The following is a 15,348-nucleotide window of genomic DNA, read 5'->3' as shown; positions in this document are numbered from 1 at the left end:
GCACAAAGGGGAGTCATCCATGAGCTACGACAATCAGTCCGGTGGTTACGGGCCGCCGCCGGGTGGCGGGTACGGATCCTCCGGCGGCGGTTACGGCTCCCCGGGCGGGTACGGGCCGCCTCCCGGAGGCGGTTACGACCCCTACGGCTACGGCGCGCAGCCGCCCCGCGGCAACAACGGCATGGCCATCGCCGCGCTGATCCTGGGCATCGTCGGGCTGTTCAGCTGCGGCGTCACCTCGATCGTCGGCATCGTGCTCGGCCACATCTCGCTGGGCCAGATCAAGCGGACGGGCGAGGAGGGCCGGGGGATGGGCGTCGCCGGCCTGGTCCTGTCCTACTTCGGCGTCGCGTGCTGGCTGGTCGTGCTGGTGGTCTGGCTGGTCGCGATCGGGGTCCTGGCCGGTTCCGCCTCGCTGTCGGGTTACTGACGGGCTTGCGCCCCCGCTTTGAGTATCGTGGCCGGTGAAGGCAGTCACCGGTGGGAGAGGTGCGGGCGGGCCGATGCTGACGGGAAAGGCCGCGGGTGCGCGGGGGAGGCGGGCGCGGGCCGTGCTGGCCCCGCTCGGCGCCGCGCTGGCCGCCGGGGCCGCGCTCGGCTACGTGCGCGCGGTGGACCCGAACGAGCCGGGACATTATCCCGCGTGCCCGTTCCTCGTGCTCACCGGACTTTACTGCCCGGGCTGCGGCGGTCTGCGGGCCGTCCACGCGCTCGCCCACGGCGACCCCGTCACGGCTCTGGGGCTCAATCCCCTCGTCGTGGCCCTGATCCCGGTCCTGGTCTTCCTGTGGGGACGCTGGGCGCTGCGTTCCTGGCGCGGTGCGCCATCTGGTGGGATATCCATACGTCCTGTCTATGTATGGGCATTTCTTACTTTAATGATCGTTTTTTGGATAGTGCGAAATATGCCCTTTGGGGAATTCTTGGCCCCATAGTCACCTTTAGCCGTCACCCGGTGGCGGGGTGACCTCGGCGAGGCCGATAGCATCGGCTGGACAAGCAATCGATCGGGAGGGGCCTTACTCGTGAGCGAGTGGAGCGAGCGGACCAGGGATACGGCAGCGTTCGCGAACTTGACCTCCGAGTTTCGCGAGGAGGGCAAGTGAGCGTGCTGGAGGAAATCCTCGAAGGGGTCCGCGCCGATCTGGCCGAGCGGCAGGAGGCGGTGTCGCTGGCCGAGCTCAAGGAGCGGGCCGGGCGGGCGCCGGCCCCCCGTGACGCCTACGCGGCGCTGGGCGGCGACCAGGTGGCGGTCATCGCCGAGGTGAAGCGTTCCAGCCCGTCCAAGGGCGCGCTGGCCGCGATCGCCGACCCCGCCGCGCTCGCCGGCGACTACGAGTCGGGCGGCGCCCACGTCATCAGCGTGCTGACCGAGCGGCGCCGCTTCGGCGGCAGCCTCGACGACCTGGCGGCCGTGCGCGCCGTGGTCGACATCCCGGTGCTGCGCAAGGACTTCGTCGTCACCTCCTACCAGCTCTGGGAGGCCCGGGCCTACGGCGCCGACCTGGTGCTGCTGATCGTGGCCGCGCTGGAGCAGAACGCGCTGGTCTCGCTCATCGAGCGGGCTGAGTCGATCGGGCTGGCCCCGCTGGTCGAGGTGCACACCGAGGAGGAGCTCGACCGGGCGCTCGCCGCCGGAGCGAAGATCATCGGCATCAACGCGCGCAACCTCAAGACCCTCGAGGTGGACCGCGAGGTGTTCGCGAAGCTGGCCCCGAAGATCCCCGACGGCGTCATCAAGATCGCCGAGTCGGGTGTGCGCGGCCCGCACGACCTGCTCGCCTACGCCAGGGCCGGCGCCGACGCCGTCCTGGTCGGGGAGAGCCTGGTCACCGGCAAGGACCCGCGGGCCGCAGTGGTCGACCTGGTCACCGCCGGCGCCCACCCCGCATCTCGACCTGAGGGGCAGTAAGCAGTGACAGCGACAGACGGAATCCTCCTCACCCGGGCCGACCTGGCCGGCAACGGCGCCCGTGGCGACGACCCGGACGTCCACGGCAAGTTCGGCGTGTTCGGCGGGCGTTACGTGCCCGAGGCGCTCATCCCGGCGCTGGACGAGGTGGCCGCCGAATACGAGAAGGCCAAGAACGACGTCGCGTTCCTGCGTGAGTTCGACCACCTGCTGCGCACCTACGCCGGGCGGCCGACCACGCTCACCGAGGTGCCCCGCTTCGCCGAGCAGGCGGGCGGCGCCCGGATCATCCTCAAGCGCGAGGACCTGACCCACACCGGCGCCCACAAGATCAACAATGTGCTCGGCCAGGCCCTGCTCACCAGACGCCTGGGCAAGACCAGGGTGATCGCCGAGACCGGCGCGGGCCAGCACGGCGTGGCCACCGCCACCGCCGCGGCCCTGCTGGGCCTGGAGTGCGTCATCTACATGGGGGCCGTCGACTGCGAGCGCCAGGCGCTCAACGTCGCCCGCATGAAGCTGCTCGGCGCCACCGTCGTCCCGGTCACCAACGGCAGCCAGACCCTCAAGGACGCCATCAACGAGGCCTTCCGCGACTGGGTCGCCAACGTCGACCACACCCACTACCTGTTCGGCACGATCGCCGGCCCGCACCCGTTCCCGGAGATCGTCCGCGACTTCGCCCGCATCATCGGCGTCGAGGCGCGCAGGCAGATGCTGGAGCTCACCGGCCGGCTGCCGGACGCCGTCGCCGCCGCGGTCGGCGGCGGTTCCAACGCGATCGGCATCTTCCACGCCTTCCTCGACGACGAGGGCGTCCGGCTCCACGGCTACGAGGCCGCCGGCCGGGGCCTGGAGACCGGCGAGCACGCCCTGACGCTCACCGAGGGCTCCATCGGGGTCCTGCACGGCGCGCGCACCTACGTCCTGCAGGACGAGGAAGGCCAGACGATCGAGTCGCACTCGATCTCCGCGGGCCTCGACTATCCGGGCGTCGGCCCCGAGCACGCCTGGCTGAAGGACACCGGCCGGGCCACCTACCACGGCATCACCGACGCCGAGGCGATGGACGCCTTCGCGCTGCTGGCCCGCACCGAGGGCATCATCCCGGCGATCGAGTCCTCCCACGCGCTCGCCGGAGCCCTCAAGCTCGGCCGCGAACTGGGCCCCGAGGCGACCATCCTGGTCAACCTCTCCGGCCGCGGCGACAAGGACATGGGCACCGCCATGAAGTACTTCAACCTCTGACGACCGACTTGCTTCCCCTCCGGCGCGCCGGAGGGGACGGAGGCCACGAACCGCAACGGAACAACCATGACGACTCTTCAGACGGTGTTCGCCAAGGCGAAGGCGGACGATCGCGCCGCTCTCATCGGATACCTTCCCGCCGGGTTCCCCACGAAGGACGGCGCGATCGCGGCCGCGGCCGCCATGGTGGAGGCGGGCTGCGACGTGATCGAGATCGGCCTGCCCTACTCCGATCCGCTCATGGACGGCCCGACGATCCAGGACGCCGTGCACCGGTCGCTGACCAACGGCACCCGCATCGCCGACGTCCTGCGCACCGTCGAGGGCGTGGCCAGGACGGGCGCGGCCACGCTGGTCATGACCTACTGGAACCCGATCGACCGCTACGGCGCCGACCGGTTCGCCCGTGACCTGGCCTCCGCGGGCGGGGTGGGCACCATCACCCCCGACCTGACCCCGGAGGAGTCCGAGCCCTGGCGCGCCGCCAGCGCCGGCGCCGGGATCGACACCGTCTTCCTGGTCGCGCCGAGCTCCCCCGAGAGCCGCATCAAGGCCGTCGTCGACTGCTGCACCGGTTTCGTCTACGCCGCCTCGCTGATGGGCGTCACCGGTGCCCGCGAGTCGGTCGGCGAGGCCGCCCACGGGCTGGTCGAGCGGACCCGCCTCCAGACCGACCTGCCGGTCTGCGTCGGGCTGGGCGTCGGCACCGGCAAGCAGGCCGCCGAGGTGGCCGGCTACGCCGACGGCGTCATCGTGGGATCGGCGTTCATCCGCCGCCTCCTGGACGCCCCCGACGAGGCCTCCGGCCTGGCGGCGGTCCGCGAGCTGGCCGCCGAGCTGGCGGCGGGCGTCAGGCGGTAGCCGTCGTGTCAGGAGCGCGGTCGTCCTGCCGGACGGCCGCGTTCCCGTCTCCGGCCCGTGCGCGCGGCCTCCCGGTCCAGGACCGCGACGCGCGGACCCCGCTCGCGGGGCCCGAGGGGTCATCGGGGGAGGGACGCCGCCGTGCGCAATGATGGAGAGGCCGTCCGGCGCGATCGGAGCCCGGCTTCGCCGTAGGATATCTGCCTGCGCCAGGCCGTCACCTGCGCGTTTCTGGTGTGGCAGTTCTGCGGTTCTCTGCCCGGTAGTTGATTTATTCGACGCTTATCTGGCTCGTGATGGGGTTCTCCCAGATGGTGCCTTTCCATTGAGATCGGCCATAACCGGGGGCCCGGAATAGGAGACGATGGTGCTCGTGACTTCTGACAAGCCCGTGCTTCCGCGGTCGCACTCGGCGAGTTGGGCGCTACCCTGGGTGACGACTGTCTCGCGGCTGGTGCTGGCGGGTGTGCTGGTCTACGCCGGTTGGGGCAAGATCGGCGCGCCGGTGCTGTCCGTGCAGGCGGTCAGAGCATACGAACTGCTTCCGGACTCACTCGCCACGGTGATCGGCTACGGCCTGCCCATCGTGGAGATCGTCGTAGGGGTGTTGCTGATTGTCGGGCTGCTCACCCGCGTGGCGGGCATCATCTCCGCGCTGCTCATGCTGGCGTTCGTCATCGGCATCGCCTCGGCGTGGGCGCGCGGGCTGCGGATCGACTGCGGCTGCTTCGGCGGCGGCGGCCAGCTCAAGGCCGGCGTGGAGCCCGAATACCTCATCGACATCCTGCGGGACTTCGGTCTCTTCGTGCTCGGCGTGGTCATCGCCTGGCTGCCGCCGGGACGGTTCGCACTGGACTCGGCGCTGGGCCTGACCCCGGCACGGAAGCCGTATGACGACGACATCGAGGGCGACGACGAGAAGCCCTATGAAAAGGAGAACCACTGATGGGCAAGGCCGCGCGGGATCAGTCGGCGCGTGACCGGATCAAGGCGCAGCGCGAGGAGGAGCAGAAGAAAGAGCGGCTCAAGCGCATCGCGACGATCACGACCGTGGCGGTCGTCGCGCTCGCCGCCGTCGGGTCCGGTTGGTGGTTCGCCGCCCAGGGCAGCAAGTCCGAGGAGCTCACCGGGGCGCTGGCGCCCATCACCGCCGCCGCCGACGGCTCCGTGGTGATGGCCAAGGCCGGCGTGGAGAAGCCGGTGCTGGACGTCTACGAGGACTTCCAGTGCCCCGCCTGCAAGGCGCTGGAGGAGACCAGCAGCGCCACGATCAAGAACCTGGCGGCCGAGGGCAAGGTCAAGGTGGTCTACCACCCGATCACCATCTTCCCCCAGGAGATGAACAGCGGCGTCACCCGCGGCAACTCCCTCCGTGCCGGCGCGGCGGCCCGCTGCATCCCCGGCGGCGTCCCGTGGATCAAGTTCCACGACACGTTGTTCAAGGAGCAGCCGTCGGAGACCGTCGAGGGCTTCAAGCTCGACGACCTGGTCAGCTGGGGCAAGGACGCCGGCGTCACCGACCCCGGCTTCGCCAAGTGCGTGACCGGCCAGGAGAAGGCGGCCACCCAGACCGACTACAGCGCCAAGATCCTGCAGAGCGCCAAGCTCCAGGGCACCCCGACGCTGAAGCTCAACGGCGTCGAGCTGGCCAACGACGTGGCGTTCAAGCCGGGCGATCTGCGCAATGCGATCCTTGATGCGGCCAAGTAGGCCGTGACACGGTAACGTCACCTGACATGCCCCTCGCCTCGATTCCCAGCCCCTCCCAGGGGGTCTGGCATCTGTTCGGCGTGGTCCCCATCCGGGCCTACGCACTGTGCATCGTGCTCGGCGTCATCGTCGCCGTCGCCCTCGGCGAGCGCCGCTGGCGAGCCCGCGGTGGCGCGCCCGGCACGATCGTGGACCTCGCCGTCTGGGCCGTGCCGTTCGGCCTGGTCGGTGGGCGTCTCTACCACGTCATCACCGACTGGCAGCTCTACTTCGGGCCGGACGCGCCCAACGAGCCGATCGAGGCGCTGTTCATCTGGAACGGCGGGCTGGGCATCTGGGGGGCCGTCGCCCTGGGTGCGCTGGGCGTGTGGTTCGGCTGTCGCGGCCGAGGGATCTCCCTGTCCGCGGTGGCCGACACCGTCGCCCCCGGCATCGCGCTCGCCCAGGCCATCGGCCGCTGGGGCAACTACTTCAACCAGGAGCTGTTCGGCGGCCCCACCGACCTGCCCTGGGGCCTGGAGATCGACCCCGACCGGCCGGGCACGGTGCCGGGCGAGTCGACCTACCACCCCACGTTCCTGTACGAGTCGATCTGGGACCTGGGTCTGGCCCTCGTCCTGATCTGGGTCGGCGGCAGGTTCGCGCTCCGTCACGGCCGGGTGTTCGCCCTCTACGTCGCCGGCTACACCGTGGGCCGGTTCTGGATCGAGGGCATGCGGGTGGACACCGCCCACCACATCCTCGGCCTGCGGCTCAACCAGTGGACCTCCATCGTCCTGTTCGTCGCGGCGGTGGCATATTTCTGGTATGCCGGGCGGAAGACCGGTGAGGAGTCCGTCGGCCTGCCCCAGGAAGCCACGCCGGAGGGCGCGGCGGCCGTCGACCCGGCGCACCCGTCCGACCAGGCCGACGTGGCCGCGGAGGCCGGTGACGGCGCGGAGAGGGCGACCGCGGACAATGAGGGGGAGACCGGTGACGCCGGGAAGGACGGCGAGTCCGCCGGCGTGATCCGGGGGGCCGTGCCGGAGGGCGCGGCGGCCGTCGACCCGGCGCACCCGTCCGACCAGGCAGACCAGGAAGAGAAGGCCGGCGGGGCCGGCGGGACAGACGCCTCGGGGACCTCCGGCGAGGGGGTCGCGGTGCGGGCCGTGTCCGAGGGAGAGACAGGCAGATCATGAGCGCAGGCGAGTCCGGGGGGCGCGCCGAGATCCATCACGCACACCGTGACGTCAACGGCGGCTGGCTGCGGCCCTCGGTGTTCGGTGCGATGGACGGACTCGTCTCCAACTTCGCCCTGATCGCGGGTGTGGCGGGCGGCACGGCCAGCACCAAGGTCATCGTGCTGGCCGGGGTGGCCGGGCTGGCGGCGGGCGCGTTCTCCATGGCCGGGGGCGAATACGTCTCGGTGGCCAGCCAGCGGGAGCTCGCCCTCGCCGAGATCGACGTCGAGCGGCGCGAGCTGCAACGCCATCCCGAGGCCGAACAGCAGGAGCTCGCCCAGCTCTACGAGTCACGCGGCGTCGAGCCCGCGGTGGCGGCCGAGGTGGCCAGGCAGATCTCCCGCAACCCGGACAAGGCGCTGGAGGTGCACGCCCTGGTCGAGCTGGGGGTCACCCCGGACGACCTGCCCTCGCCCAAGACGGCCGCCGTCTCCTCGTTCCTGTCCTTCTCCGTGGGCGCGATCCTGCCGCTCCTGCCATACCTGCTGGGGGTCACCAGCCTGGTGAGCTCGGCGGTGATCTCCTGCCTGGCGCTGTTCGGCGCCGGCGCGCTGGTCTCCCGGGTCACCGCGCGCAGTTGGTGGTACAGCGGGCTGCGCCAGCTCGTCGTCGGCGTGGTCGCGGCCGGCCTGACCTTCGCCCTCGGCCATCTCCTGGGAGGGAGCGGACTGTGACGACCCCCCCTGCCCGCAAGCGCCGCCGCGCCCCGGCGAAGGCGCAGACCAGGAGCGCCCCTCCGGCGGAGGAGCGGAGGCTGAGCCGGGGCCAGCAGCGGCTGTTGGTGGCCGTCGGCTCGGTGGCCGGGGTGCTGGCCGCCGCGGTCGTCCTCGCCTTCGTGATCGACTCGATGGGCAACGACTTCTCGCCGGAGCGGGCCACCGCCGCGGCCATCTCCACCCAGCCCCGGCCCGACGCCTACAAGGGCTGGGTCTCCCCGAAGCTGTTCGCGCCGATCGCGCAGAGCAAGGCCGACACCGCCCCGCTGACCCTGAAGGACGTCTTCGCCGAGAAGGTCCTCAAGGAGGGCAGGACCACGCTCAGGCTGGCGGCCACCAAACTCGACGCCGACTGCTCGGCGGCGGTCTGGGGGCAGGGGCTGGCCGGCCGGCTCACCGAGGCCGGGTGCACCCAGGCCGTCCGGGGCCTGTACGCCTCCGCCGACGGCCACCACGTCGCCCAGTACACCCTGCTCAACCTCCGTGACGCCGCCGCGGCCGACGCGCTCGTCCAGTCGCTGACGACCATGCACCGGGGCGGCTGGCCCCATCCGCTGGAGTCGGCCAGGGCGCGCTTCCCGGCCGGCGGTTACACCGAGGCCAGCGGCCACGCCATGGGCCACTACGTGGGCCTGGTCTGGATCGGTCGCGCCGACGGCGCCGAGCCGGGCGCCAAGGACGACTTCATCTCCCTGTCCCTGGCGGTCCGGGGCGCGGAGAAGGCCGTCTTCCGCCGTGTCGTCGCGGCCGCTCCCGCCCCTTAGACCTGCGCGACCTACCCGGTCGCAGTAGGCTCATCGGTCATGCGCAAGTGGATCGCCGTCGCCGCCGTGCTGCTCGCCGTCGCCGCGGGGGCGGCGTTCCTGTGGCTGGGCGGCGGTGCCGACGCCCCGCGCCCGGCCACCTTCCGGGGCGAGCCGACCACGGCGCACTACGCGCCGATCGCCACCCGTGCGGCCGACCCCGACCCGCTGACCGTCGCGGAGATGTTCCCCGCCGGGCCGGTGAGCGCGGGCGGGACCACGCTCACCGTCAAGGGGACCGAGGCGCTCACCGACTGCGTCCCGGCGGTGTGGGGGAGCGCCGAGGCCGCGGTCGCCGGATGCAGCCAGGCGCTGCGCGCCCACTACGCGACCCCGGACGGCCGGATCTCCGGGCAGTTCGTCGTCTTCAACCTGGCCGACTCCACCGCAGCCGACAGGCTCGTGGCGGCCCTGAAGAACGGCGGGTTCGTACGGCCCGCCCCCGGCACCCCGGCCGGCTTCGACGGCTCCCGGAGCTGGGCCCAGGCCCGGGCCCTGGGCCACTACGTCACGGTGAGCTGGGTCGCCCCGGTGGGGGGCACGGGCCGGGTGGACCTCACCTATCCGCAGGTCGCGATGGACGGCCTCAGTCTGGTGATCCAGCGACGTCTGGTTCGGTGAGGGAGGCCGCCACCGCGGCGGGGAGTTCCCGGAGGCGGCAGGCGGGCAGTTCGAGGACGGTGACGTCGTCGGCCCAGGGGGCCAGGCGGCCGACGATCGCCCTGGCCTGCTTCTTGGTCAGCCCGTCACGGGCCCTGATGAGGGCCTCGCGCCAGGTGTTGGCGACTTTGCCGTGGGCGTTGTCCAGGACGCGGCGCAGGATCCGCCCCTCGGCCGTGGCGGGGGGCGGCAGCCGTACGGCGTGGACGGTCGGGCCCTCGACGGTCAGTCCGTAGACCGCCGAGAGCAGCTCGGTGGGCAGGTCCTTCGGCGGTCCGGCCAGGGTGACCTGGACGTGCTGGGCGCGGGTGGCCAGCAGCAGCCGGGGGAGCGCCGCCTCCAGCCCGGCGGGCACGGCTATCGCCACCCTCGCGGGGTCGCTGGCGTAGGGCTTGGCGAGCCAGGTCGCCAGACGGGCCCGGGGCGTCTTGGCGAGCAGGTCCTTCGGCCACTCGCCCACGAGCACCTCGGGGGCCGGGCCGGCGGCGGCCGGCGCGGGGGCGGGGGCGGGGGCCGACTCGATCGACTGGGGGCCGTGCGTGTAGATGGCGGCGCCGAAGCCGTCGACGCGGGCGGCCACGGCGGGCCAGGTCTTGGTGGTGGGGCGCAGGATGTACAGGTCGGCGGCGGAGCCGATGGCCTCGGCGCCGAAATAGCGGTTGAAGTCGGGGTAGATGGCCTCGTTGACGAGGTTGAGCTGGGACAGGGCGTGCTGCACCTTCAGCGCCAGCGCCGGGGTGCGCTCGCTCGCGCCGTAGGCCAGCAGGATCCGGCCCCGCTCGCGGTCGCGCAGCCCCTCCACGGCGCGGGAGACGAACAGGCCGATGCCCTCGGGGGTGTAGGGCGGGTCGGTGACGGCCAGGTCGGCCCACGACTGCGCGGAGGCGGGCAGACCCAGGCGCAGGTCGGCCCAGCGGGTCCGCACGGCGAGGCCGAGCCGGTCGGCCTGCTCCGAGATGTAGGCGAGGATGCGCTCGTCGACGTCCACCACGGTCACCTCGACGCCCGGATGCAGCATCGCGGTGGCCAGCGAGGTCAGGTCGTGGTCGCCCACGCACAGCAGCCGGGCCCCCTCCAGCCAGAAGCGGGCCTCCAGCAGCAGCGCCCGCCGGACCACGGTGTCGGCGGTGGCGGCCACGTGGTCCAGCGCCTGGCGGCCGCGGGGCGCCTTGGCGATGAGCTCCTCCATCCGCGCGACCAGGCCGGCGTGCCCGGGCAGCAGGTGGGCCACCGGGTCGGCCGGCGCGAGGCCGCCGCCCGTCAGGCCGATCAGCGGCTCGCGGAGCCGGAAGCGCTCGCCGGAGCGCTCCAGCTCGACCTCGCGCAGCAGGGCCTCGACGGTCCGCCGTGACGTCGCGCTCTCCCGGACCAGATCCGCCAGTGTCCACCAGCGGCCGTCGCCCAGGAGCGTCAGCACCGTCCGCAGCCGCCTGCCGTCCACACCCGCCTGCGCGATGAGCGCCGCAATCGCTTCCATGGGGCCACCCTAGAGCCCTCACCTGGAATGTTCCGCCGTGCCGTCATGTTGTACGAAGCGGTCAAACCGGTACTAAATGGTTGTGATATGGGTCGGGTAGGCAGGTTTCCGGCAGGGTACGGTAATGTCTACACACCACGCAGCAGGGCCAACGTCGTCCCTTTGCTTGTTCCACAGAAGCGAGACGACGGGAGGGATTCAATGCCTGCTGCCCACCTCGGCTTTCCCGAGCCCCAGGGCCTGTACCACCCCTCGCACGAGCACGACGCCTGTGGCGTCGCCATGGTCGCGGACGTGGCCGGGCGCCGCAGCCACGACATCGTCGCGAAGGCTCTGACGGCGCTGTGCAATCTCGATCATCGGGGGGCCCAGGGTAGCGAACCGGACACCGGCGACGGAGCCGGCATCCTGACGCAGATCCCCGACACCTTCTTCCGCACGGTGACGGACTTCCCGCTCCCCGCGGCGGGCTCCTACGCCGTCGGCACGGCCTTCCTGCCCAGCGACTCCGAGGCCCGCGAGATCGGCGTGCGGATGATCGAGGAGATCGCGGCGGAGGAGGGCCTGACGGTCCTCGGCTGGCGCGACGTGCCGACCGACTCCGCGCTGCCCGGGCCGAGCGCCCGCGCCGTGATGCCGTTCTTCCGGCAGCTGTTCGTGGCCTCCCCCGGCGGGGAGAGCGGGCTGGAGCTGGACCGGCTGGCCTTCTGCCTGCGCAAGCGGGCCGAGCACGAGGTGGACGTCTACTTCCCCTCGCTGAGCGCCCGGACGATCGTCTACAAGGGCATGCTCACCCCCTCGCAGGTCGAGCCGTTCTTCCCCGACCTGAGCGACGAGCGCTACGAGACCGCGATCTCGCTGGTCCACTCGCGCTTCTCCACCAACACCTTCCCGTCGTGGCCGCTGGCGCACCCCTACCGCTACATCGCCCACAACGGTGAGATCAACACCGTCAAGGGCAACCGCAACTGGATGCGGGCCCGCGAGGCCATGCTGGAGACCGCCGCCATCCCGGGCGAGCTGTCGCGGCTGTTCCCGATCTGCGACCCCGACGGCTCCGACACCGCCTCCTTCGACGAGACGCTGGAGCTGCTCCACCTCACCGGGCGCAAGCTGCCGCACGCGGTGCTGATGATGATCCCCGAGGCGTGGGAGAGCCACACCGAGATGGACCCCGCGCGGCGGGCCTTCTACGAGTTCCACTCCACCCTCATGGAGGCCTGGGACGGCCCGGCCTCGATCACCTTCTCCGACGGCACCCTGGTCGGCGCGGTCCTCGACCGCAACGGCCTGCGCCCGGGACGGTTCTGGGTCACCGCCGACGGCCTGGTCGTGCTGGCCTCCGAGGCCGGCGTGCTCGACATCGCGCCGGGGGACGTGGTCCGCAAGGGCCGCCTGCAGCCCGGCAAGATGTTCCTGATCGACACCGCGCTCGGCAAGATCATCGAGGATGACGAGATCAAGGCGGAGCTCGCCGCCGAGCTGCCCTACGACGAGTGGCTGCACGCCGGTCTGGTCCGCTTCGAGGAGCTGCCCGCCCGTTCCCGCGAGATCCCGACCCACGAGGCGCTGATCAAGCGGCAGCAGACCTTCGGCTACACCGAGGAAGAGCTGCGGATCATCCTGTCGCCGATGGCCAGGGTGGGGGCCGAGCCGATCGGCTCGATGGGCACCGACACCCCGGTCGCGGTGCTCAGCGAGAAGCCCCGGCTGCTGTTCGACTACTTCAGCCAGCTCTTCGCCCAGGTCACCAACCCGCCGCTGGACGCCATCCGCGAGGAGCTCGTCACCTCCCTGGCCAGCACGCTCGGCCCCGAGGGCAACCTGCTCGACCCGGGCCCGGCCTCCTGCCGTCAGCTCGTCCTGCCCTACCCGGTGATCGACAACGACGAGCTCGCGAAGATCATCCACATCAACGACGAGGGCGCGCTGCCGGGCTTCCACCCGCGCGTCGTCTCCGGCCTGTACGAGGTCGCCGGTGGTGGCGAGGCGCTGCTGCGCCGCCTTGAGGAGATCCGCTCCGAGGTCTCGGCGGCGATCGAGGGCGGGGCGCGGATCATCGTGCTGTCGGACCGGGGCTCCTCCGACGTCCTGGCGCCGATCCCGTCGCTGATGCTCACCGGCGCGGTCCACCACCACCTGATCGCCGAGAAGACCCGCACCCGGGTCGGCCTGGTCATCGAGACCGGCGAGGCCCGCGAGGCCCACCACATGGCGCTGCTCGTCGGCTACGGCGCGGGCGCGGTCAACCCCTACCTCGCCATCGAGACCGTCGAGGACATGGTCGACTCCGGTGTCCTGGCCATCGACAAGCACAAGGCCGTGCGCAACCTCATCAAGGCCTACGGCAAGGGCGTGCTGAAGGTCATGTCCAAGATGGGCGTGTCCACCGTCGCCTCCTACACCGGCGCCCAGATCTTCGAGGCGCTCGGCCTCGGCAAGGACGTCATCGACGCCTGCTTCGCCGGGACGACCTCGCGCCTGGGCGGCGTCGGCTTCGACGTCCTGGCCCAGGAGGTCGCGCTCCGCCACCGCCGGGCCTACCCGCGGGCCGAGAACGCCCACCGCCGCCTGGAGGTCGGCGGGGAGTACCAGTGGCGCCGCGAGGGCGAGCCGCACCTGTTCAACCCCGAGACGGTCTTCAAGCTGCAGCACGCCACCCGCTCGCGCCGCTACGAGATCTTCAAGGAGTACACCGGCCTGGTGGACTCCCAGGCCGAGAAGCTGATGACGCTGCGCGGCCTGTTCAAGTTCAGGGACGGCGTCCGCGAGCCGGTCCCGATCGACGAGGTCGAGCCGGTCTCCGAGATCGTCAAGCGCTTCTCCACCGGCGCGATGTCCTACGGCTCCATCTCGATGGAGGCGCACGAGACCCTCGCCATCGCGATGAACCGGCTGGGCGGCAAGTCCAACACCGGCGAGGGCGGCGAGGACCCCGAGCGGCTCTACGACCCGGCCCGCCGCTCGGCCATCAAGCAGGTGGCCTCCGGCCGCTTCGGCGTGACGTCGGAGTATCTGGTCAACGCCGACGACCTGCAGATCAAGATGGCCCAGGGCGCCAAGCCCGGCGAGGGCGGCCAGCTGCCCGGCCACAAGGTCTACCCGTGGATCGCCAAGACCCGGCACTCCACCCCGGGCGTCGGCCTCATCTCGCCGCCGCCGCACCACGACATCTACTCCATCGAGGACCTCGCCCAGCTCATCCACGACCTGAAGAACTCCAACCCGGCCGCCCGCGTGCACGTCAAGCTCGTGGCCGAGGTCGGCGTCGGCACGGTCGCGGCGGGCGTGTCCAAGGCCCACGCGGACGTCGTGCTCATCTCCGGTCACGACGGAGGCACCGGCGCGTCCCCGCTGACCTCGCTCAAGCACGCGGGCGCCCCCTGGGAGCTGGGCCTGGCCGAGACGCAGCAGACGCTGCTGCTCAACGGCCTGCGCGACCGGATCGTCGTGCAGGTGGACGGTCAGCTCAAGACCGGCCGCGACGTGGTCGTCGCCGCGCTGCTCGGTGCCGAGGAGTACGGCTTCGCCACCGCCCCGCTGGTCGTCTCCGGCTGCGTGATGATGCGCGTGTGCCACCTGGACACCTGCCCGGTCGGCGTCGCCACCCAGAACCCCGAGCTGCGCAAGCGCTTCAGCGGCAGGCCCGAGTTCGTGGTCAACTTCTTCGAGTTCATCGCCGAGGAGATCCGCGAGCACCTCGCCGCGCTGGGCTTCCGCAGCCTCGACGAGGCCATTGGCCACGCCGAGCTGCTGGACACCACCTCGGCCGAGCACCACTGGAAGGCCGCGGGCCTGGACCTGGCGCCGATCCTGCACCAGCCGGAGCTGCCCGCGGGCACCGCGCTCCGCCGTACGCAGGAGCAGGACCACGGCCTGGACAGGGCCCTGGACCACACGCTGATCCAGCTCGCCGAGGGGGGGCTGGCCAACGGCCGGCGGGTCACCCTGGAGCTGCCCATCCGCAACGTCAACCGCACGGTCGGCACCATGCTCGGCCACGAGGTGACCAAGCGGTACGGCGGGGCCGGGCTCCCCGACGACACCATCGAGGTCCGCTTCACCGGCTCGGCCGGCAACTCCTTCGGCGCCTTCGTGCCCCGGGGCGTCACGCTGCGGCTGACCGGCGACGCCAACGACTACCTCGGCAAGGGCCTGTCGGGTGGCCGGATCACGCTCCAGCCGCACGACGAGGCCCCGCTGGAGGGGCACATCATCGCCGGCAACGTCGGCCTGTACGGCGCGACCTCCGGCGAGGTGTTCGTCCGCGGCGTGATGGGGGAGCGGTTCTGCGTCCGCAACTCCGGCGCCACCGCGGTCGTCGAGGGCGTCGGCGACCACGGCTGCGAGTACATGACGGGCGGCAAGGTCGTCGTCCTCGGCCCGACCGGCCGCAACTTCGCGGCGGGCATGTCCGGTGGCGTCGCCTACCTGCTCGACCTCAACGCCGACCGGGTCAACCGCGAGATGGTGGAGATCGAGGCGCTGGACGAGGCCGACTCCGACATGCTGCGGGAGGTCGTCGAGGCGCACCTGACCGAGACCGGTTCCACGGTGGCCAAGGCGCTCCTCACCGACTGGGACCCGGCCCGGTTCAGCAAGATCATGCCGACGGACTACAAGCGGGTCCTCAGGGCCGCCGAGGCCGCGCGCCTCGAGGGCCGCGACATCGACGAGGCGGTCATGGCCGCCGCGGTTCAGGGATGACGCCGATGCCGACACATACCGGAGTGGTCATGAC

The 15,348-nt window shown here is 71.6% G+C and carries 13 protein-coding genes; 12 read left to right on the top strand and 1 reads right to left on the bottom strand.

Going from position 1 to position 15,348, the window contains the following annotated elements; all coding sequences use genetic code 11:
* Positions 1-19: 19 nt before the first annotated feature.
* The 11 genes from ACZ6R6_RS06610 to ACZ6R6_RS06560 all read left to right on the top strand — a co-directional run bounded on the left by ACZ6R6_RS06610 (position 20) and on the right by ACZ6R6_RS06560 (position 9,091).
* Positions 20-430 carry a DUF4190 domain-containing protein gene (locus tag ACZ6R6_RS06610; protein WP_470090742.1) on the top strand — a complete coding sequence of 137 codons (411 nt, stop codon included), beginning with the start codon at positions 20-22 and terminating at the stop codon, positions 428-430.
* 73 nt (positions 431-503) lie between these two features.
* Entirely contained in the window at positions 504-935 is a 432-nt protein-coding gene (locus tag ACZ6R6_RS06605) for a DUF2752 domain-containing protein (protein WP_470090740.1), read from the top strand.
* A 167-nt stretch (positions 936-1,102) separates the two neighbouring features.
* On the top strand, positions 1,103-1,912 hold the full coding sequence (trpC, locus tag ACZ6R6_RS06600; protein WP_470090739.1) for an indole-3-glycerol phosphate synthase TrpC: 810 nt from the start codon (positions 1,103-1,105) through the stop codon (positions 1,910-1,912).
* A 42-nt stretch (positions 1,913-1,954) separates the two neighbouring features.
* Positions 1,955-3,160 carry a tryptophan synthase subunit beta gene (trpB, locus tag ACZ6R6_RS06595; protein ID WP_470090886.1) on the top strand — a complete coding sequence of 402 codons (1,206 nt, stop codon included), beginning with the start codon at positions 1,955-1,957 and terminating at the stop codon, positions 3,158-3,160.
* A gap of 66 nt (positions 3,161-3,226) precedes the next feature.
* Positions 3,227-4,021, top strand: coding sequence for a tryptophan synthase subunit alpha (trpA, locus tag ACZ6R6_RS06590; protein ID WP_470090738.1), 795 nt, complete (start codon positions 3,227-3,229; stop codon positions 4,019-4,021).
* A gap of 433 nt (positions 4,022-4,454) precedes the next feature.
* The gene (locus ACZ6R6_RS06585) at positions 4,455-4,967 is read left to right on the top strand and encodes a MauE/DoxX family redox-associated membrane protein (protein ID WP_470090736.1); all 513 of its coding nucleotides are present in this window, start codon (positions 4,455-4,457) and stop codon (positions 4,965-4,967) included.
* Positions 4,967-5,731 carry a DsbA family protein gene (locus ACZ6R6_RS06580; RefSeq protein WP_470090734.1) on the top strand — a complete coding sequence of 255 codons (765 nt, stop codon included), beginning with the start codon at positions 4,967-4,969 and terminating at the stop codon, positions 5,729-5,731. Before ACZ6R6_RS06585 ends, ACZ6R6_RS06580 begins: the two co-directional genes overlap by 1 nt.
* A 26-nt stretch (positions 5,732-5,757) precedes the next feature.
* Positions 5,758-6,909 (top strand): prolipoprotein diacylglyceryl transferase, encoded by a 1,152-nt coding sequence (gene lgt, locus ACZ6R6_RS06575; RefSeq protein WP_470090732.1) that lies wholly within the window; start codon positions 5,758-5,760, stop codon positions 6,907-6,909.
* Positions 6,906-7,625 (top strand): VIT1/CCC1 transporter family protein, encoded by a 720-nt coding sequence (locus ACZ6R6_RS06570; protein WP_470090730.1) that lies wholly within the window; start codon positions 6,906-6,908, stop codon positions 7,623-7,625. The genes lgt and ACZ6R6_RS06570 overlap by 4 nt, the downstream gene beginning before the upstream one ends.
* Complete coding sequence (locus tag ACZ6R6_RS06565; RefSeq protein WP_470090728.1) at positions 7,622-8,431, top strand: hypothetical protein; 810 nt, start codon at positions 7,622-7,624, stop codon at positions 8,429-8,431. Before ACZ6R6_RS06570 ends, ACZ6R6_RS06565 begins: the two co-directional genes overlap by 4 nt.
* A gap of 39 nt (positions 8,432-8,470) precedes the next feature.
* Positions 8,471-9,091, top strand: a complete 621-nt coding sequence (locus ACZ6R6_RS06560; protein ID WP_470090726.1) for a hypothetical protein — start codon at positions 8,471-8,473, stop codon at positions 9,089-9,091.
* Here ACZ6R6_RS06560 and ACZ6R6_RS06555 read toward each other — a convergent pair.
* Positions 9,057-10,607, bottom strand: a complete 1,551-nt coding sequence (locus ACZ6R6_RS06555; RefSeq protein WP_470090724.1) for a bis-aminopropyl spermidine synthase family protein — start codon at positions 10,605-10,607, stop codon at positions 9,057-9,059. The genes ACZ6R6_RS06560 and ACZ6R6_RS06555 overlap by 35 nt on opposite strands.
* Before the next feature lie 201 nt (positions 10,608-10,808).
* Here ACZ6R6_RS06555 and gltB point away from each other — a divergent pair, with 201 nt between their 5' ends.
* A complete protein-coding gene (gene gltB / locus ACZ6R6_RS06550; RefSeq protein WP_470090722.1) occupies positions 10,809-15,314 on the top strand; it encodes a glutamate synthase large subunit in 4,506 nt (1,501 codons plus the stop codon).
* Positions 15,315-15,348: the final 34 nt, after the last annotated feature.

This window comes from Streptosporangium sp. NPDC048886 (assembly GCF_055586905.1).
Note: the sequence above shows the minus strand (reverse complement) of the source record. Positions and strands in the feature narration are given on the sequence as shown.